Source organism: Halomonas sp. SpR8, from assembly GCF_031010195.1.
In the GTDB taxonomy this organism is placed as follows: domain Bacteria; phylum Pseudomonadota; class Gammaproteobacteria; order Pseudomonadales; family Halomonadaceae; genus Vreelandella.
Genome location: NZ_JAUAMC010000002.1, coordinates 68,808 through 88,914 on the forward strand (window position 1 = coordinate 68,808; position 20,107 = coordinate 88,914).

Annotated in this window: 18 protein-coding genes; 2 read left to right on the plus strand and 16 right to left on the minus strand. The window is 50.6% G+C overall.

Annotated features, from left to right (window positions below):
* Positions 1-92 precede the first annotated feature (92 nt).
* From QT230_RS03810 to QT230_RS03845, 8 genes are all read right to left on the minus strand, one after another.
* Positions 93-1,148: an ABC transporter substrate-binding protein gene (locus QT230_RS03810; protein ID WP_308320223.1), complete on the minus strand. Its 1,056-nt coding sequence runs from the start codon at positions 1,146-1,148 to the stop codon at positions 93-95.
* An 80-nt stretch (positions 1,149-1,228) separates the two neighbouring features.
* Positions 1,229-2,143 carry a 5-dehydro-4-deoxyglucarate dehydratase gene (kdgD, locus tag QT230_RS03815; RefSeq protein WP_308320225.1) on the minus strand — a complete coding sequence of 305 codons (915 nt, stop codon included), beginning with the start codon at positions 2,141-2,143 and terminating at the stop codon, positions 1,229-1,231.
* A 192-nt stretch (positions 2,144-2,335) separates the two neighbouring features.
* Positions 2,336-3,346 carry a 3-dehydro-L-gulonate 2-dehydrogenase gene (yiaK, locus tag QT230_RS03820; protein ID WP_308320226.1) on the minus strand — a complete coding sequence of 337 codons (1,011 nt, stop codon included), beginning with the start codon at positions 3,344-3,346 and terminating at the stop codon, positions 2,336-2,338.
* Positions 3,347-3,426: 80 nt separating this feature from the next.
* Positions 3,427-4,935: a tripartite tricarboxylate transporter permease gene (locus QT230_RS03825; RefSeq protein WP_308320227.1), complete on the minus strand. Its 1,509-nt coding sequence runs from the start codon at positions 4,933-4,935 to the stop codon at positions 3,427-3,429.
* A 15-nt stretch (positions 4,936-4,950) separates the two neighbouring features.
* Entirely contained in the window at positions 4,951-5,466 is a 516-nt protein-coding gene (locus QT230_RS03830; protein WP_308320229.1) for a tripartite tricarboxylate transporter TctB family protein, read from the minus strand.
* A gap of 19 nt (positions 5,467-5,485) precedes the next feature.
* Entirely contained in the window at positions 5,486-6,430 is a 945-nt protein-coding gene (locus QT230_RS03835) for a tripartite tricarboxylate transporter substrate binding protein (RefSeq protein WP_308320230.1), read from the minus strand.
* 36 nt (positions 6,431-6,466) lie between these two features.
* On the minus strand, positions 6,467-7,807 hold the full coding sequence (locus QT230_RS03840; protein WP_308320232.1) for an enolase C-terminal domain-like protein: 1,341 nt from the start codon (positions 7,805-7,807) through the stop codon (positions 6,467-6,469).
* 548 nt (positions 7,808-8,355) lie between these two features.
* Positions 8,356-9,609 (minus strand): alpha-hydroxy acid oxidase, encoded by a 1,254-nt coding sequence (locus QT230_RS03845; protein ID WP_308320233.1) that lies wholly within the window; start codon positions 9,607-9,609, stop codon positions 8,356-8,358.
* Between the two features lie 99 nt (positions 9,610-9,708).
* Here QT230_RS03845 and QT230_RS03850 point away from each other — a divergent pair, with 99 nt between their 5' ends.
* Positions 9,709-10,605 (plus strand): LysR substrate-binding domain-containing protein, encoded by an 897-nt coding sequence (locus tag QT230_RS03850; protein ID WP_308320234.1) that lies wholly within the window; start codon positions 9,709-9,711, stop codon positions 10,603-10,605.
* 40 nt (positions 10,606-10,645) lie between these two features.
* On the opposite strand, the gene QT230_RS03855 is transcribed toward QT230_RS03850, so the two are convergent.
* The 5 genes from QT230_RS03855 to QT230_RS03875 form a co-directional block, all read right to left on the minus strand.
* Complete coding sequence (locus tag QT230_RS03855) at positions 10,646-11,407, minus strand: metallophosphoesterase (RefSeq protein ID WP_308320235.1); 762 nt, start codon at positions 11,405-11,407, stop codon at positions 10,646-10,648.
* An 84-nt stretch (positions 11,408-11,491) separates the two neighbouring features.
* Complete coding sequence (locus QT230_RS03860; RefSeq protein ID WP_308320236.1) at positions 11,492-11,680, minus strand: hypothetical protein; 189 nt, start codon at positions 11,678-11,680, stop codon at positions 11,492-11,494.
* Positions 11,681-11,824: 144 nt separating this feature from the next.
* Positions 11,825-11,947: a hypothetical protein gene (locus tag QT230_RS03865; RefSeq protein ID WP_308320237.1), complete on the minus strand. Its 123-nt coding sequence runs from the start codon at positions 11,945-11,947 to the stop codon at positions 11,825-11,827.
* 831 nt (positions 11,948-12,778) lie between these two features.
* Positions 12,779-13,330, minus strand: coding sequence for a spermidine N1-acetyltransferase (gene speG / locus QT230_RS03870; RefSeq protein WP_308320238.1), 552 nt, complete (start codon positions 13,328-13,330; stop codon positions 12,779-12,781).
* A gap of 33 nt (positions 13,331-13,363) precedes the next feature.
* Positions 13,364-14,536 carry an FAD-dependent oxidoreductase gene (locus QT230_RS03875; protein WP_308320239.1) on the minus strand — a complete coding sequence of 391 codons (1,173 nt, stop codon included), beginning with the start codon at positions 14,534-14,536 and terminating at the stop codon, positions 13,364-13,366.
* Positions 14,537-14,699: 163 nt separating this feature from the next.
* Here QT230_RS03875 and ltaE point away from each other — a divergent pair, with 163 nt between their 5' ends.
* Positions 14,700-15,707, plus strand: coding sequence for a low-specificity L-threonine aldolase (gene ltaE, locus QT230_RS03880; protein ID WP_308320240.1), 1,008 nt, complete (start codon positions 14,700-14,702; stop codon positions 15,705-15,707).
* Between the two features lie 19 nt (positions 15,708-15,726).
* On the opposite strand, the gene QT230_RS03885 is transcribed toward ltaE, so the two are convergent.
* From QT230_RS03885 to QT230_RS03895, 3 genes are all read right to left on the minus strand, one after another.
* On the minus strand, positions 15,727-16,332 hold the full coding sequence (locus tag QT230_RS03885) for a LysE family transporter (RefSeq protein WP_308320241.1): 606 nt from the start codon (positions 16,330-16,332) through the stop codon (positions 15,727-15,729).
* A gap of 164 nt (positions 16,333-16,496) precedes the next feature.
* Positions 16,497-17,483, minus strand: a complete 987-nt coding sequence (locus tag QT230_RS03890) for an ABC transporter substrate-binding protein (protein ID WP_308320243.1) — start codon at positions 17,481-17,483, stop codon at positions 16,497-16,499.
* Between the two features lie 154 nt (positions 17,484-17,637).
* On the minus strand, positions 17,638-20,067 hold the full coding sequence (locus tag QT230_RS03895) for a TonB-dependent siderophore receptor (RefSeq protein ID WP_308320245.1): 2,430 nt from the start codon (positions 20,065-20,067) through the stop codon (positions 17,638-17,640).
* Positions 20,068-20,107 lie beyond the last annotated feature (40 nt).

Sequence of the window (20,107 nt, forward strand, 5' to 3'; positions counted from 1 at the left end):
CATAAGCAGCAGGGCATCCTGCTTACCATTGTTCTATAGCGACTCAGGTATAGGAGAGGCACCAGCTGCGAAAGCAGCTGATGCCATACCACTTACTTGATGTTGTTGATGATTTCTTCGTAACGCGCCATTTTCTCGGCAAGATACTCGGAAGCTTCATCGGAGGGCTTAAAGTCAGGAATAAAGAAGGCGTTCTTCTGAATTTCCTGTATTTCACCTTCTGCGTAAATCTCCGCTAGCGCCTCGTCGATTTGCTCAACAATCGCCGGATCCATGTCTTTGTTGTAGAGGAAGAAGAACTCTTTATCGAACACGAAACTCTCATCATCACCCATGGTGACGTGCACGTTCGGCTCTACGTACTCAAGTAGCTGCTCGCGAGATGTTTGACCAAGCCCCTCTTCCGGAGCCTGTTCAATAGTATCTTGACGCGCAGTCAACCAGACAAAGCGCATGGCCTTTTGATCATCTTCTGGCAAACGGGTGTACTGTTCGTTGGCCTGCACAGTGCCATTAATCACATCAGCTTGACCGTCGAAAAGCTGCTGGTTTTTGTCAGACTGAGAGCCGGTATTAATAGCGACCAGATTATCTTCCTGCCCCGGGTGCTCAATGGAGATAGCATTTTTCAGAGCACTGAAACCAATCTCCGAAACACCACCTGGTTGGATAGCCACACGCACCGTCTCGCCATCGCCTACGGCAGCGATAATGTCGTCAAGGGTTTGGTAGGGCGAATCTTTCGGTACCAGGTAGGCATTGCCTGGGTTGATAGCAATCGTCGGCCCGACGGTATATTTCTCGAAAATATCGTCGTAGCCTTCCACGCCATAAAGGTGGCCAAGATAGGACTGGTCGTGGAAGATCATCAGGGTGTTCCCGCGGGAATCGCGGTCAAGGGTGCGAAAAGCAGAGCTTGCACCCACCGCATCTACCTTCATATTGAGATCAAGCTTTTCAGCTAACTGATCCACCACAATGGCAGAGTTCTGGTAAGTGTCACCACCAGTCGACGTTGAACCAATAACCACGCGGATATTACCGCGCAATGGGCCATCTTGTGCCATGGCAACACCGGAGCTGACACTCAATGCTGCCATCAGGGCTGCGGTACCGACACTGGTCATTAACTTGTTGGAAACGATCATGCTTTCACCTCTTTTGCTCGTTATTGAATTGTTATAGCTCAGCGGTTTAATGAGTGAGTAGCGTATTAATAAGTCACTGATTACTGCTTAACGCGATTGATCAGTTGTTCGAGCTCCTGACACTCCTCTTTGGTTGGCATCGTGAGTGGCGCGCGAACATCGCCTGCGGATCGACCAATAATGTTAGCGCCTGCTTTGATCAGACCAACGGCATAGCCTGATTTTCGATCTCTGAGGTCAACGAAGGGAATAAAGAAGTCATTGGTAATCTGTTTAACGACTTCGCGGTTACCCTTGCGTAGTTCCTTATAGAACTTCACCGCCATGTCAGGCACGAAATTGAATACCGCAGATGAATAGGTATTAACTCCGATGGCGAGGTAGGCTTCGGCGAAGATCTCAGCAGTGGGTACACCACCGATATAGACCAAGCGATCGCCAACAGTTTTGACGATTTTGTTGAGCGCCTGCATATCGCCCTTACCGTCCTTTAGGCCAACTAGGTTCGGGCACTGCTCGGCGAGTTTGACAACCGAATCGGCGTTTAATATGCCGTTACCACGGTTATAGTAGATAACGTTAAGCTCAGTTGAGTCACAGATCTGGCGAGCGTATTCAACCAAACCATCCTGAGGGCACTCAGTCAGGTACGGCGGCATCAGCAGGATACCATCAGCGCCTACTTCTTCGGCGGCTGCGGCAAATGCTTTGCCGCTTTCAACGCTCAGGCCCGCGCTGGCGATAACCGGTATCTTGCCATCTACAACTTCCACTGCCAGCGCGACCACTTCGCGGAATTCATCTAGCGTCAGATTGAAGAACTCACCCGTACCACCGGCGACGAAAACAGCGGAAATATCGTGGCTGATAAACCACTCCAGGCGCTTTCGATAGCTCTCTTTATCGAATTTTCCCTGGCTATCAAAATCGGTGATGGGAAAAGATAAAAGACCATCGCCGATTGCTTGTACCACTTGTTCTTTAGAAGATTTCACTTTGCACCCTCATTTATAAATGCGTTGACCATAGCGTGAGCAAACGCCCTTAATTAGCCAATAATTAATGTCATACATCATACAACGCACAACATAAGCATCTCATCGATAGGGTGCAAGCAGAACTATCACCGTTTAAACCAAAGTAGTAGCTAACCGCTTTAAACCTGTTAAGTGTTAAAGCATCCTGAATTAGTCACCGGCGAGCTTACAAACAGAGCGCCAGAGCGTGTCATCGATAACAATCGTCCCCTCGCCGTATCGCTTTTCAGCAGTCGAATTGCCTGGCCAGCGCACACTACGCCCCGGCTCGGCAGGAGGCGTTGCAGTCAGATGAGACTGGATACCTTCGACAATGCTATCGCAGGCTTCTCGGCCACCGAGTTGTTCTGGGTCAAACACCATAAACACCTGGCTGCAACCTCCGCCACTACCGCGCTGAACCCTATCGATGGCATGGCTAGGGCGTCCTTGAGCAAGTAGTGCCGCCAACGCATCCAATAGAATCGCCAGCCCGGAGCCTTTCCAATAGCCGGTCGGCAGCAAGCGGCGCGTCTCAGCGATCGCCGCAGGATCACGGCTCAACTCTCCGCGCTCATCAAAACCACCGTCGACGGGTAGTTGTTCGCCTTTCAACTGAGTCGTCTGCAGCTTGCCGTAGGAGAACTGCGACATCGCCATATCAAGCACCAGGGGCCCGGTATTATGCGGTACCGCCATCACCAGCGGGTTATTACCAATCGACTGCGAAGCCCCACCCCAGGCGGGCATACAGGACTCGGTATTGGTCCACATAAGCGTAGCGAACCCCTGCTCAACCGCGTGCCAACCGTAACTTCCGCCCCGCATCCAGTGAGTGGTGTCGCGTAACGCTACCAGCCCCATAGCGTGCTCACGTGCCAACACCATGGCCCGATCTGTGGCGTAAAGCGCGTTGACCACGCCTATTCCAAACCCTCCATCCAACACCTCAATCGCACCCAGTCGCTGAACAAGGGTCGGCTTAGCATCGACATCGATCCAGCCTTTCCCGACGTACTCAATGAAACGCGGAACCCGCCCGATGCCATGCGAATGTAAGCCGTCGCGGGTGCTTTCAGCATGGATTCGCGCGCAGGTCTCAGCATCAGCGGGCTTTAGTCCCGCCTTCAAGAGTGACCTCTCAATCGTACTGCGCAGCGTCTCAAAATCGATGTTAGCCATCACTTACTCCCATATAAGAAAGCCCACTTCTTCGAGTGGGCTCCAATACCCTAGCCGCCTCACATGGCGGCCCATGGGCTTCAGGTAGCGGCAGAGTTCGCCTCTTTCTGACGTGAGCGATAGTTCTGCCACAGTGTCAGCACCAGCAGCCCAAAGGCGATAACTAAAAAGGTAACGCTAATGGGGCGTGTGAAAAACGGTGACCAATCGCCTCCGAATACCTGCAAACCACGCCTCAGGTTTGATTCCGCTATAGGCCCTAGAATTAGACCTAGAATAACGGGAGCGGTCCCGAAGCCATATCGGTTAAGAAAATAGCCAAGCAAACCAAATGCCAGCATTATATAAAGATTAAACACATCTCCATCAACTCCATATACACCGATAAAGCAGAAAACAATGATGGCCGATATCAACTGTTTTCTTGGGACTAGCAGGACACGAACAAACAGCTTGATGCCTAAACACATAATGATAAGCATGAAAAAATTGGCGACTAAGTACGCTAGAAATATCCCGTAAATGATGCCGCCCTGGTTTTCAAATAGCATTGGTCCCGGCGTAACGCCTTGAATCATTAAACCACCCAAGAGAACAGCTGTTGCCGCCTCACCAGGAATACCCAGCGCAAGCGTAGGAATTAATGCCCCACCTAACAATGCATTGTTTGCACTCTCAACTGAGACAACGCCAGCACCATGCCCCTTGCCAAATTTCTCAGGCGTTTTAGAAAAACGGCGCGCTTGGTCATAAGCTACCAACGAGGCGATACTGCCCCCCGCACCAGGCACTGGGCCCACGACAGAACCAGACACGATACCGACGAGAAGCGCACGCCAATTGCGCAACGTCTCAAGAAACCGGGGTCGCGCGATATCGACTTTGTGGGGACTGTTTTGGAGCTTATTGGACGGATCATAATCGAAAGCGTCCTTAAGTACCTGCGAGACTGCGAACAACCCAATCAGCGCCGGTAGGAGATTTATCCCAGTCAATAGAGAAAGTTGCCCAAAGGTAAAACGATCCACCCCCGCTATAGGATCAGTACCGATCGTAGAACAAAAGAAGCCTATTAGGCCTGCAATTAACCCCTTTAGTAGGGATTTTCCCGCCACGGAAGCAATGATTACCAGTCCAAAAACACTTAGGGAAAAGTACTCTGCCGCCCCAAAACGCAACGCAAACTCAGCGATAGGTGGAGCAAGAAGGCTCAGCACCACCATGCTCGCCACACCGCCAAGAAAAGAGGCGACGATTGCTAGGCCTAATGCTCGCCCCGCTTCGCCCTTTTGTGCCATTGGAAAGCCATCAAACGTGGTCGCGACCGAGGATGGTGTCCCTGGAATATTGAGCAATATGGCCGGTATCGAGCCACTGGCACCAGCGCCACAAAGAGTGCCTAGCAGCATACCGATACCCATCACAGGTGGCATGCCAAAGGTTACCGGCAATAATAGCGCTATCGCCATCGCCGATGTTAAGCCAGGCAGTACCCCCATGATGATCCCAAGGAAGGTTCCCCCAGCTATTGCCAGTAATGTTCCGAACTGAAAGACTAATCCCAAACCTTCCATATATCCCATCAGCATCTCACTTCTCCTTTATCAATCCGGTAGCGGGATATTGAACAGTTCGGTAAATACATAATAAATAACCAATGACAATGCGACCGAGAAAATTGTATACGCTGTCAAGTTTCGCAATTTACGGCTATTGTTTAATTTCTGAAATTCACCACTCGCTGCAATAAGACAAACGACATTAAAGAAGCAAAATAGCGCTGTGCTCACAATATATCCAAGTCGCTCGAACAAATTGATATAAACAATAATCAAAGCCACGATGATCAGCCACTGCATCATGCCTTTCTTGGAAGGCATAGTATTCAGGGTTATGGCCTCGTCACGCCCCCGCCTTGCGGCAAGCCATTCGTAAGAATCGCGTATTAAGCAGGGCACGGCACATAAAAAAATCAAGCCAGAAATCAACTTTGGGAATGTAGCGGGGGTAAGCCCCCCCGCCATGCTGACTGCTGGCAGCGTAGTAGCCATATAAAATCCAGTTGCAGCTGCCACTACGAGAAACAGATCGAAAATCGGTTTACCTATTTCCTTAGCCATCAGTCACTGACTCCTTATCTTATTCAGCCGCCAAATCACCAGCACTCTCTTTCATTACTTCCGCCGACTCGGCGATAAACGCCTCTAGTTCATCCCCATACAGCGGAACGATATCTAAGCCCAGGTTCGAGGCTGTCTCTTCGAAAGTCCCTTCTTCTACAATTTCTTTGATGGCGCTAACCCACTTTTCCTTGACCTCTTCAGGAAGGCCATCAGGACCCGCGATACCGCGAAATACTGTCAGGGACAGATCGTAACCTTCCTCCTGGAAAGTAGGGACATTGGGCAACGACTCGCTACGCTCGTTGTAAGACATACCCAAGGCTTTCAATCGGCCTGACTCTAGCGCCGAGCGAAGCTCTGCTCCACCGAGCACCACGGCATCCACGTGCCCCCCCATGGCAGCGGAGATAGTCTCAGAACCGCCAGGATAGGGAATAAAGTTGAAATCGACTTCAGCGGTATCAGCAAACGCCACCGCCGCGATATGAGCTGATGACCCTACACCCGAAACCCCTACGCTCACTGAGGCGCCTTCCTTAGCGGCCTCGACCATCGCGTCTAGATCGGCGTATTCGCTGTCTTCACCGACGGCGATGACATAGGGCTCCTCAAGGATCTTGGCGATAAAATCGAAATCTTCGTAGGTAAAGTCAACATTGCCCAACGCTTCCAAGGTCAGCAATGCGTTACTGGCGGCCGCTAAAGTGTAGCCATCAGCATCTGATGCTTGAGCGCGCGTAAGACCCACGGCGCCGCCGCCGCCCGAGATATTGCGGATGACCAAGTTGGTATCGAGCTTTTCTTCCAGTAGCGGCTGTAGTGCGCGAACGAAGGTATCGTTACCACCGCCGGCTGAGAAGGGAACGATCATGTCGATGTTTTTCTCAGGATATTCGGCAAATGCACCGGCACTGGCCATCATCGCTGTTGCAATAGATAAATTGAGTATTAATTTTTTCATTGTAATGTCCTTCTTTGTCACATTTAGGGTATTCACTCAGCGCACCAACGCTGGCTTTTTCGGATCAAACGTCCAGTCATCTATCAAATACTGCATTGCCATCGCATCATCCCGAGCACCAGCAGGCAGGGAACGATAGAGCTTATTAGCCTCCTCAATGGCCTTCATATCGATCTCTACACCCAGCCCCGGCGCATCGGTAACAGCCACGTTGCCATCCACAATTTCCGGCGGTTTGCGAGTTAGGCGAGCATCACCCTCCTGCCAGATCCAGTGAGTATCAAGCGCGGTTGTGCGCCCCACGGCGGCAGCTCCCACCTGGGCAAACATGGCCAGAGAAATATCAAAGTGGTTATTGGAGTGCGACCCCCAGGTCATACCGTGATCCTGGCAAAGCTGGGAGACACGTACGGCACCGGAAAGCGTCCAGAAATGCGGATCGGCCAGAGGAATATCGACTGACCGCAACATCAGCGCATGGGCCATTTCCCGCCAGTTGGTGGCCACCATGTTGGTAGCGACTGGCAATCCGGTGGCATGGCGAAACTCTGCTAAAATCTCGCGGCCTGAGAAGCCTTGTTCGGCCCCACAAGGATCCTCTGCGTAAGCGATCACGCCGTGTAGGTCCTTGCATAGCTGAATCGCCTCTTTGAGCGACCAGGCACCATTAGGGTCAATCGTCGTGCGGGCGTCCGGAAATGCATTGTGCAGGGCTGTTACAGCTGCTATCTCTTGCTCACCAGCCAGGGCCCCGCCTTTTAACTTAAAATCTTTAAAACCGTACCGATCATGGGCCGCCTGAGCGAGTTCAACAATCTGCTGTGGGGTCATGGCCGCCTCGTCACGCAGACGGTACCAGTCATGCTTCAGCCCATCGGTACCACGGCGGAAATTCAGCGGCGTTGCATGTCCATCACCGATAAAAAACAAGTATCCCAAAACGTCAACGCTGTCACGCTGCTTGCCGTTGCCTAAAAGCTCTGCCACTGGCACTCCCAGAAACTTCCCCAGCAGATCAAGCAAAGCAGCCTCAAGCGCGGCAACCGCATTGATGCGCAGCTCAAATGTCCAGGAGCCCTTACCGAAATCCTCAAAATCGGCACTCCGTCCCACATTGTGCAATGAAGCAATCATGGAGCGCATTTTTCCAATGGACTGACCAATAACACGCTCTCGTGACTGCTCTAGAGATGTCTGAATAGTCTCGCCACCAGGAGCTTCACCAACACCCACATTACCGTGACTATCTTTGAGAATAACCAGGTTGCGCGTGAAACACGGTGAGTGCGCTCCACCGATATTGAGTAGCATGCTGTCACGCCCTGCGACGGGAATGACCTTCATCTCTGTTATCGTGGGAGTGTCGTGTCTCGACATAAATAATTCTCCATTAGGCGGCTTTGGCGCGCTTCTCAGCATCTCGCTCATTTCCGCAGAAATATTATCTGGGCAGATAAACACAGCTTTTGTTGATCAACTGGAGACTTTCTAGAGAACTTTGAAACATCAACCAACTGCTTACGTTTAGTGAACTCTCGCCACTAATAATTGTTAGTGACGGGCACCCCCTAGAGCCCCGAATAGCGGCATCCGCTTTGACTAAACTCATCACATCGCCCCATGCCTTGCTCCTCAAAGCGACATAAGGCATAAACAGGTCGCGAGTCAGGTTTCTCACATATGCTCTATGAGCTATTGCAACTGAACGCCCCTACCACTCAGCTCGTAATGTTATACATCATACAAGTGAGACGATAAGTAGCATGCCTTTATGGCGCAAGCATAACCATCCAAATTTAAACCAAAGTAGTAGTCTCAAAACCACTACTATCCTATTGAAAAAAACCTAACAATAATAAGTAATTGAAAGTTAATCTCTTAAATACCAATGACGTAAAAGAATGACATGCATTGAATCTATCCGACTATCTAGCACTCCCTTGCTGATGGGTGCGAGACGCCTTGAGCTTATATAAGTCCACCAGCATATCGGGCTCAAGCTCTGTTAATCGCACTATACCTAGCATGCCCATATCCGCCCGCAGCTCCGACAAGAGTAGATTAATGGCATGTTCGACCCCTGCTTGACCACCGATCGACGCCGCATAATTAAACGGGCGACCAATAAATACACTCGAGGCTCCAAGGGCCAATGCTTTTATAACGTCGGTTCCACGCCGAAAACCACTATCGATCATCACGCTCATATCGCCAGCCACTTCCATCGCCTTTGGAAGTGCACGCATTGGTGAGATAGCGCCATCAAGTTGACGCCCCCCATGATTGGAAAGGATCACACCATCGACCCCATGGCGCTTGGCCATCGCAACATCATCAGGATGGAGCAACCCTTTGAGCACTAAGTCCCCCTTCCATCTACGCCTAATGCCACTCAATACTTTCCAATCTAAATGCTCTCGCCCTGAGAAATCGCGGGAGGCATTGCGCGACAAAATAGCGGCACCACACTCAGCAGAGTTATTTTCAAAGTGAGGCATGCCGTGGTGGGCAAACGTGCGCAGGAAGGTTCCTACACTCCAGCTTGGATGTGTTAGACCGTCCCAAAGCAGTTTAAAACTTGGCTGGAGAGGTGTTTTGAAACCGGAGCGAAGATTATTTTCTCTGTTAGGCACCACTGCTGAATCGACGGTAATCACTAATGTTTTCACCCCCGCTGTTTCCACACGATCGATCAAATCATAGATTTTACTCTCCTCTGCCGGCAGATAAGCTTGAAACCATGTGTTAGGAGCGGCGGCCATGATCTCCTCTACCCTAATCAAGGAGGAACCACTCAAAATCATGGGTATACCCGCTGTTTCAGCCGCTCTAGCTTGAGCGAGGTCGCCACGGTAGCCAGTTAATGAAGAAATACCCATCGGCGCAATACCAAAAGGCGCCGAGTAGCGCTGCCCTAATAAGGTTGTAGATGTCTTACGCTCACTCACGTTGCGCAGAACACGGTTCATAAACCCAAATTCATCGAATACAGCGCGATTATCTCGATAGGAAGCTTCATTTTCAGCAGCGCCAGCGACATAACCAAAAATCGGTTTTGGTAAATGTCGTCTAGCAGCGGCTTCAAAGTCCTCAAGACAATAAATACGCGCCAGCCGTCTCGATTGCATGAATGAAGGCTGCTGGCCAATCTTTTTATTAGCAGGAGCTGAATATGACATTTTAATTCCCTATGCTGCTTAGATGAGGTTAGGTAATCGTAATGAGATATGAACACCCCAACAATCGACCATTATTTGGCCTATGCATGAGGTTTACGAATGAACATACATCGACTCTCGCCATCCATGTCGATGCTGCTAGCCTTTGATTCCGCTGCTCGGCATCGCAGCTTCACTCGGGCTGCAGGTGAGCTTAGCCTCACGCAAAGTGCAATCAGTCGACAAGTTCAAGCGCTCGAACAACTGCTGGGCGTTACGTTATTCGAGCGCGAAGGCCGCAAAATCTATCTAACCGAAGTCGGCTTAATGTATGCACATGACATCGCGCCTGCGTTGGCGCGTATTAATGGGGCAAGCGCCCGGGTGGGCGCCTTCCGCAAAGGCATTAGCGCTTTGAATCTTGCGGTATTGCCTACCTTTGGTTCGCGCTGGTTGATGCCTCGTTTAGCCTCTTTTTATCACCAACACCCTGGCACCATGATTCACATTCATACCCGTATCGGTGAATACAACCTTGCAGAATCTGGCATGGATGCTGCCATCAATGTAGGAAATAGCCCTTGGCAAGGGCTTATAGCTCATCCGTTAATAGAAGAAGATATGGTTTTGGTTGCAAGCCCCACAACATTGCAAGAGAGCCCAATTTCAAAACCTAGTGACGTAAGCAATCACTTACTATTGCACATTGCGGTTCGATCCGAGGCTTGGCATCGGTGGTTCACGGCGCAAAAAATACCCTTAGCTTATATGCGACTTGGCCCTCACTTTGAATTCACCAATCATATGATTCAGGCGACGACTGCTGGCATTGGTGTCGCTTTGGTAGCGCGATGCTTAGTAGAAGAGGAGCTCAAAGACGGGCGCTTAACTATGCCTCTTGAAAAGCGTTTAGATAGTCACCGTCATTATTTTTTATTATATCCACCTGAAAAGCAAGACTACCCGCCGTTAATAAAATTCCGTGATTGGCTTTTAAGTAACAACCTACAGCTTTAGATAAACAATAAAAATATTGCGCTTTTATAAACATATATTATTAAATATCAATAATTAAATCTGGTTTAAATAACGCCGGACTTAACTCGTTGGGATAACCGCCTGGATTTGCAATAACGTGGGTACCGTTACGTAGAAGATCAACCGGTTCATGAACGTGACCATGCACCCATAAATCCATCTTTCCCATTAAATCTGGCAAGTGTGAAGCAAACGCGGGTGATAACGCATCACCGAGGTACTGACCAGGAATACTGTCATGCAAAGGAGCATGATGGCTCACCACTACTTTTGAACCATCGAACGGTTTTAACAGCTCGCCTTCTAACCAAGTGAGTGCTTCAGCATGCAATTGCTGGCTCGCCTGTGGCGTGAAGGGTACGCCAGGCGAGATTTGGATAATCTCAAAATCTGGCATAAGGCGCAGCGCTTTAGCCTCTGTTTCAACGGGATCTTTCGTCGGGTCTCCCGCGTATAGCGCAAAATCTGTCCATAATGTGGTGCCATAGAAGCGCACGCCACCGATAGTAACAGCACGATTATCCAGCAATTCAATGTCGAGCCGCTCAGCTTCGAGTGCCAGCTCATCACGTAAAAACGGCATACACGTGCCGTAAAACTCGTGGTTGCCGGGTACATAGATAAGCGGAGTGTTTGGAAAGCGCGTGCGTGCCCAGGCAAGGCCTTCACACTGACGGTGAATATCACCCGCCAGGATCACTACATCGGCATCCACCTCCGGGAGCTCGCGGTTCCCGTCAAAAAACTCCAGGTGTAAGTCAGATAAAATACGCAGTCTCATAGGGCTCCTTCCTATCGTTTATTGTGGAAACTTTAGTGCGATAAACGCGCTACGAAATGACTTACTAAGTTCACCACCGCCGCTTCACACTCGCGATGTAGCCGCGCATAACGCCTCTGGAAAGCTGCGCCATAGCTCAACGCAGCCAAGAGAATCATGCCACAGCAAAATGGGAGGAAGAGCAGTCGCCTGTAATGGCTCCCAGATGCGGGTAAACATACGACCGCTCGACGTGGTAACCCAGCGATCTTGGTAAGGTGCCATCAGCGTCATAGCATGGCTCTTAGTCTTGTCAGTTTATTATGCGCAAAAAACAACATACCATTAGGAACAGCTAACATTCTAAGCAATTGCTTATACTAAGTGAACCACGTCATTCATACGCCCACTCAGCACCCATCACTCTGCTAGTCCACTCTATGTCATTTTGACGCAGGGCATCGGTGAGCGGATTAAGCCATCACCCACCGTGTCGTGGCAGCGTTTTGCGCCAGCGTTTTGAAGTGTTTCCATCGTCATTTCAGCAACATCCGTGCTCATTGGCGACTCCTTTCGCAGTTGGTTTAACGATAGTATCGACCACCTCTCACTTCGCGGGTTAATGGCAAATGTGCTTTAAAACGGCTCTCTCCCGCTTCCTCTGACGACAACAATGCTGCATTGCAACAAAAAAGCGCTATAATGGGTATGTAGTCCCTATAGGAGGACCGCATAATGACTAATTTAATAACATCCCCTGCACGCGATAGCGAAGTTCTGGAATTCTGGAGCTTCCATGCCCAGTGGCAACGGGCCGCTGCTGATGCACTTAAGGCCTATTTAGGCTAGTTTAGGTGCTTTTCACCCTGTATAGACAAAAGATAGACACCGAAGCCGGAGATAACTCCGGCTTTTCTATGCTTATAAAAACCTTGCTTGTGAAAAACCTTGCTTATGCAAAGACTCACTTATGAAAAACTTTTCCATTCAATAACATAAAACCGCTTCCGCTTTTTGTAAGTAAATTCTTACACATAATGGAAAATTACCTACATCTTTTGGACTACCGCTAGGTTGCAAAAGCCCTTACTATCGTGCTCCATAGTTAAATTGCTGCCATGCACAACACAAGTTGTGTACAGCAAAATAGGCTGTGATTCACAAAGTCCTTCACATTTCCCCTGAAAAGGAGCGGTCGCCATGCAGCGCTCAGTGACCCAAGAGCAGACGTTGGAAGTCGATGTTGTGGAAGTATGGGCAGAACGCGCTCAACAGCAGCGCGCAGCCCTCGATGCCATTAAGGCTTATCTAGGATAAGTGGTGGCACTGCAGAGTAATGATCGGCTTTTAGCCAACGCCTCGTTTTAGCGAGGCGTTTTTTATGCTTGCTGTTTACAACCAGTTGGATTCAGGTGCTTCGGTGGTGTCAAGCTGCGAGAGATAGGTGTCTTGTAAGATATACATCCGCTTTACATCGCGGTATTTGCCATTGATAAAAAACTCCTGCACTAAATGACCCTCTTCAATGAAACCGCTCTCCTTATAAAGATGAATCGCTTTGACATTCTCAACCGCCACAATGAGGTATACCTTGTGCAGGTTTAGAATGGTGAATGAGTAATGCAGCGCTTGGCGAATTAACGTGCGGGCAAACCCTTTGCCCTGATATTCCGGGGTAATAATGATTTGAAACTCGCCGCTGCGATGGATGTAATCGATCTCAATCAATTCCACTAGGCCAATGGCGTGGCCATGGCTATCTTCCGCCACAAAGCGTCGCTCGGCATTGTCATGAATATGCTTATTATAGAGCTCCTCCAGCTCATCAAAGGATTCGTAAGGCTCTTCAAACCAGTACGACATAATGCTTTGGTTATTATTTAGTTCATGAACAAAGCGCAGGTCGTTGCGCTCCAGTGCTCGTAAATACAGTTGATGGTCCATCGCCCGCTATCCTTTGAGACTAACCTTTTACGGCTAAGTGATTTTTGCTAAACGCTGGAATGAGAACAGCTCTTCCAGCGGATGTTCCTTACCTTCAATAAGTGCACACAGCAGTTTGGCACCAATCATGCTATAGCTGATTCCGTTGCCCCCATAGGCCATGGCAAAGTGTATACGCGGGCCATGGGCGTCATGGGGTCCAAAGAAAGGCAGGCCGTCATCGGTTTCGGCAAAGGTGCCACCCCAGGAAAACGTTGGATTAATAGCGAGCTTGGGCCAAAGCGCTGCAAGCTTATGTAATAGCCCTTCGGCCTTCTCCTCTACCCTCGCGTCGCGGCGCTTAGGAATATCTTCCTCGTCATCGTCGCCACCCACTAACAGACGACCATCGCAGGTAGTGCGCATATAAAGATAAGGACGCGCCGACTCCCACACCATAGTGTGGCGTAACTTGCCTAACGCCTCTGGCGGTAGCGGATCGGTGATCAGTGCATAGCTACTACGGTTGATCGCCACCGGCTCAGGTAACCAGCCTTGTGACTCATAGCCCGCCGCCATCACCACCTGCTGGCAGCGCAACGTAGCACCGTTGGTTAGCGTCAGAGTAACGCCCTGCTCGTCCGCCGTCATCGTCTCCATTTGCGTGCGATCATATACTTCACCACCACGCTCAACCACTTTGGCAAATAGCTGATAGGCCATACGATATGGATCAATACTGGCAGCTAACTGGGTCAGAATAGCGCCTGGAGCTGCGAAACCATACTCCGACAAAATGGCCTCTCGCTCTAGCCACTCAGCTTTAAAGCCGTGCTTTTGGCGCAAGGCCAGTTCCTCTTTGAGTGACGTCACATCCGCTTCATTACTGGCATAGTAAAGGCTTTGCTGGCGCTCAAAATCAACATCGCCCAGCCCAGCCGCCAAGGATTCAAGTTCACCGATAGCTGTCGCACAGGCTTTATAGGCGAGCACGGCATTGGCTTCCCCGTAGCGCTTGGCTAATTCGGTCATGTGAGTATCGATTTCATACTGCAGCAAGGCGGTGCTCGCAGCAGAGCTTCCCCAACCCACATCACGGCGCTCAAGCACCACCACATGGTGACCGTGTCGGCTGAGCTCATCCGCAATCAACGCGCCCGTAATACCGCCGCCAACCACGACCACTTCACTTTGATGATCACGAGTGAGTTTAGGGAACGCTTTCAACAGGCCGTTCTTTACAGCCCAAAAGGGGTAGCCACTTTTTAGGTCCATCGGGTTGCCTGTGCTGGTTTGACTTGCAGTATGCTGTTAACCATAGATGGTTCCTGCAAAATTGCTCAACAAAGCCTCCCTTAGTGGACGTCATTGCACAAAAAAGGAGTTCCATATGATTGATTTACGAAGCGATACGGTGACTCGTCCCACTCCCACCATGCTAGAAACCATGATGTCCGCGCCGGTCGGCGATGATGTATGGGGCGATGACCCTACGGTCAACGCGTTTCAAGAAAATTTAGCCGAGCAGACAGGCAAATCAGCAGCGTTGCTTTTTCCTAGCGGCACACAAAGTAACCTAGTGGCACTCATGGCCCACTGCGAGCGCGGCGATGAGTACATCGTTGGGCAGTCGGCCCATACCTATCGCTATGAAGGCGGTGGCGCGGCGGTGTTAGGCAGCATTCAGCCTCAGCCTATTGAAAACGCCCCCGACGGCAGCTTGCCACTGGAGAAAATCAGCGCTGCGATTAAAGCCGTTGATTTTCACTTTGCGCGTACCAAGCTACTAGCGTTAGAAAACACCATCGGCGGCAAAGTGCTGCCCGCCGAGTATGTGCTGAAAGCCACCGAACTGGCTCGGGAACGGGGGTTGGCAACGCACCTGGACGGCGCGCGGCTATTCAATGCCGCTGTTGCTACCGACACCTCACTCAAGCAACTGTGCCTGCCGTTTGATAGTGTGTCGCTATGCTTTTCAAAAGGCATGGGTGCGCCCATCGGCTCGGCTCTGGCGGGCTCGCAAGCACTGATCGACCGCGCACGGCGCTGGCGTAAAGTGGTGGGTGGCGGCATGCGCCAATCAGGCATTATCGCGGCCGCCTGCCAGTATGCGCTGGATCATCACGTGGCGGACTTGGCCGACGATCACCGTCGCGCAGCGCGACTGGCAGAGGGCTTGGCTAAGTTGCCCGGTGTCGAAATCACCTCACAAGCCACCAATATGGTATTTGCGCACTTCCCCGACGAACATGTTCAGCCGCTCTCCGCCTGGCTTAAAGAGCATGGCATTTTGATTGAGCTACTCTATGCCACGCGCTTCGTTACCCATCGCGATATTAATGATGCGGATATCGACAAGGTTATCGCAGTGATGGAAGCCTACTTTAGTCGCCACTAAAACGAGTCACCACTGACGACTAGCTGGCATTGAGCGCGAGATGTACGGCGATACCCGCCATCATTAAGCCAATCAAGCCGTCGATAATACGCCACGCGATGGGCTTCGAGAGCCAGGGCGAAAGCGCGGCACCGCCCCAGGCCAGCAGGCTAAACCATAGGATGGAAGCGCTAGAGGCCCCCGCCACAAACACACCGGCGCTCTCCTGCTGAGCGCCAATGGCGGGTATTAGCAGCAGCGTGTCCAGATACACCTGTGGGTTGAGTATGGTGACCGCAAGGGTGGCGAAAATCACTTTGGTTAAGCTGCGCGATTTGCCCGCTTCCCCACTTAACCCCTGCCGCCCGCTGAAGGCTCTAAACAGCGCCTGGGCCGCCAGCCAGCTTAAGAACGCCACGCCCACCCAGCGCATGACTTCCAACGCGCTGGGCATCGTCAGCAGAAAAGCACTCACGCCAAACATGCCCGCCGTAAGCAGGATAATATCCGCACTTATACACAGCCCCGCCGACCACCAGTGATACTCCCGACGAATGGCCAAGCCTAATATGTAGGCGTTCTGCGCCCCAATCGCCATGATAATGCCGCCACACACCACCAGCCCGGTGATATAACTTTCCCACATTGCCCCGCTCCCAGTGTCAGAATAAGCGTCGTGTTGATCAATCTTGCACTAAGGTAACGGGCAGCACTGATAACTAAAAATCATCCTGCTAATGGGGTATTAGTTTTTCTAATAGAGAGGTGTATATATTGCTTGGCAATAACGCAAAGTGGCAAGCAGTGCCATTAGCCAGCGGTGTTAGGGGGCGCTCGCGACTCCAAGGCTTCAACGAGCGACTCGGCCAAGCGGAGAGCTGAAGGAAAACCTCCCCATTGCCAATAGTTGACAGAAATAATCGCATAGTTACCTTGTCTAACGTTTGGCAAGTATCTCCACTGGCCATCAGTGATCAGCTTTTCTTGGCCCCCAACTGGGTCATAGGGGCTGTCAAGAAATATCAATGTAGCATTGATCTCAAAGAGAGACGTGGCGCTGACTGTAGCCCTACCCCATTTGTCTAAATTTCCCTGCCAAGCGTTCTGAAGGGCAAAGCGATTTAACACCATACCTTCTACACTGCCCTTGCCGTAAATACGGGCATGGCTCTCATCAATGAGGCGTACCAATAATACTGGTGAGTCGGTATTATTAAGCTCTGCTTGTAAATTTTCAAAGTGATTATTGACTTGTTCGAGATAATGCTCGGATGCGACATAATCATTTACAAGGGAACCAAGCTGACGAGTCATATCCTCAAGAGCCTCCCAATGACTCTGAACGTTATTACCACTGGAATAGCTATAAAACGGATACTCCTTAACTTCAGCAATTTCTCTAAGTTGTGGTATTAAGCTGACATGAGCGGGTGGTGAAATAAGAATATACTTTGGCGGCAAGCTGGCAAGAAGTTCAAGGTTAGGAAGGTGACGGTGGCCGAGGTCAGTCGTATTAGGAATGATGCCCTCTTTACGTGAGTAGGTCTCATATCCTTCGAGACCTGCTAGAAATCTAGGCGGATGACCAATCGCGGTAAGTGTCTCAGCAATTGCGAAATCAAAAGTCGCTATAAGGCCTGCGCTGCGATCATCGTTTGCCATCGAAATGTTGTTAATTAATAAACTGATCAGCAAGGTGGTTAGTAAAATAATTATTTTATGGAATACAAAACGACAAAAACTACCATTTTGATATTTCACGATTATGCCTGTTTTTTGCGTATAAAGTGGCGTCATGATGACTTTAAAATATCCAGACATTCAAATTGAGAGCAAGGATCAGGCATAATCCAAACGGCCAGATGGATAATCTGGCCACTGTGGTTTTCATGCACAAGATTAATATCTTCCAGTGATGACATCCCGGCATGAAGTATTGCATGACCCCCAATCACCACTGATAGGAAGCTGTGCCTACAATACTGCGAGGCTCGCCATAGAAACACGCATAGGTACAGGACTCGATATAGGTTTCATCGGTCAAGTTGGTCGCATTTAAGGATAGTAGCCATGGGCCCGTCTCATAGCTGACCATGGCGTCAACAAGTGTGAAATCAGACACTTCACCATCAAGAAATGAGTTAGGTAGCGTTGAACCAACATAGCGGACACCAGAACCCACTTTTAGACCTGGGAATCCGAAATCACTGAAGCGATAATCACCCCATAATGAGAACTGGTTGTAGGGTGTTTGACCGGTTCGTTCGCCGACATTTTTGGGAGTGGCCGGGCTACTTTTAGTCGTCCGGGCATCTGTGTAGGCATAAGCTGCGACCAGGTTAGCATTGGGACCAACCTCCGTCTTGGCTTCCAACTCGACGCCGCGGGAGCGTACCTCGCCTATTTGTGTCCGGAAGCTGGTATCAACTGGGTCGGTAACCAGCACGTTTTCCTGAGTCAACTCATAGGCGGTAGCGGTTAACAGAGTATCCCAACCTTCTGGTTGGAAACGGATACCAAGCTCAGTCTGCTCGCCTCGGGTGGGCTCGAATTGATTACCACTACGGTCAGTACCAGTCGCCACCTCGAATGATTGACTAAAACTGGCAAAGGGAGCTAAACCATTATCGGCTAGGTAAACGAACCCCAGACGGCCAGTGAAGGCATCATCATCTTGCTGCTGTTTTTGTGAAGGGTCGAAATACCGGGAAGATTTGGTATCCGTCCAATCCTGGCGGCCGCCCAACATGACAACCCATTTATCGGCAATTTTCATTTGGTTCTGAAAATACAGGCCTACTTGCTCATTACGGTTGACTTGTGAGTAGGTGTTAGGGATAGGTTCCCCTAGCTCGCTGCCATATACTGGATCATAGAGATCAATAGGTGAAATGGTGCGGCGGTAACGCTCAGATTCTTGCCGCTGGCGGGTGTAGTCGAGGCCAACCAGAGATGTATTTGTCGTTGCTCCGGCGTCCCAGTCATACTGCAAAGAAGTATCAGAGGTGAGTGCTTTGGAAGCATCACGCCGATCATTTGCGGTTCTTGAATAGAGTCGCCCGTCGGTGCTCGCAGGGCTCTGAGTGAGGCCAGTATTGTCGACGTCTCTATCGGTGTTCATGGTACGTAAGTTATGGCGTAGTTTCAGGCGATCTGAGAAAGCGTGTTCAAACAAGTAGCCGATAGAGTAGCGTTCGTTATCAAATTCATCATACCCCGGTTCTCCTCCAAAACGTTCTCTGGCAATGTCTCCATTGGGATTAGGAAGTATGGTGCCATTGGAAGGAAGTCCCCAGAAATAGACGCTCTCATCATGTTGATACTCGCCTAGCAAAGTCAGCGATGTACCCTCGTTAGGTTGCCACTTAAAAGCGGGAGCGATATAAGTACGATCATCGGGCACATGGTCAATAAAAGTGTTGCTTTCGCGTCGCAGCATGGTCAAACGGTAAGAAAACTCGCCCTCTTCATCCAAAGCATCAGAGAAGTCGGCAGATATTTGGCGCCGATCAAAACTGCCTGCCTGAATATTAACTTCGCGCAAAGGTTCATTGGTGGGGCGCTTGCTAACTGTGTTGATCAAGCCCCCAGGTGAGGCCACGCCGTAGAGTATTGACGAAGGACCTTTGAGCACCTCCAAACGCTCTAGGCCATAAAGCTCCTGCTGTCCGTCGAACACATTCACTTGATATTTACTACCATCTCGGTAACTGTCGAATAAGCCGAAGCCGCGACTTGTCATGCTATCCTGGGTTGTATCAGCGCTTCCCCCGCCATAAGCGCTTGACAATCCAGCCGTATAACCCAGAGCTTGGTTGACGTTCCGCGCACCATAATTGCGAAATTCTTCACTACTCACTACCGAGATAGACTGTGGCGTTTCAATAATCGGCGTATCGGTCTTGGTGCCTGTCGCGCTGCGGGTGGCTGCAATCCCCTCTACTGGCCCCCGGGCCGTCTCCTGCATCCAATCCGCTTCCACGCGCATCGTCGAAAGCTCTACATCCGTGGGCCGCTCTTCCAACTGATAACCACCATCGCCGCGGCGCACTGGCGCAAGGCCTGTCCCAGCCAACAGGCGCTGCAAGCCGTCATTTACGCCATATTGGCCCTGAAGCCCGCTGGTTTGTTTCCCGGCGGTCAAGGTAGCATCGAAGGCAATCTCAATACCTGCACTGACCGCAAAACGGTTAAGGGCGGTGTCGAGGCGCCCTGCTTCGATTGAATAGGTTTGCTGAGTGGCGGCACCCTGTCCTGTGGCTTGTTGGGCAAGCGCTGTGGCCGGCAAGCCACCTGCCAGGCAACTGGCCAGCAGGCTGTATTTAATGGCTCGCGCCAGAGGAGTCCGGATAAAGCGAGAATGCGCTTGCTGCGTCGTCATGAAGATCCCCGTTGAGTGATGCATTTTTTATGTCTACATC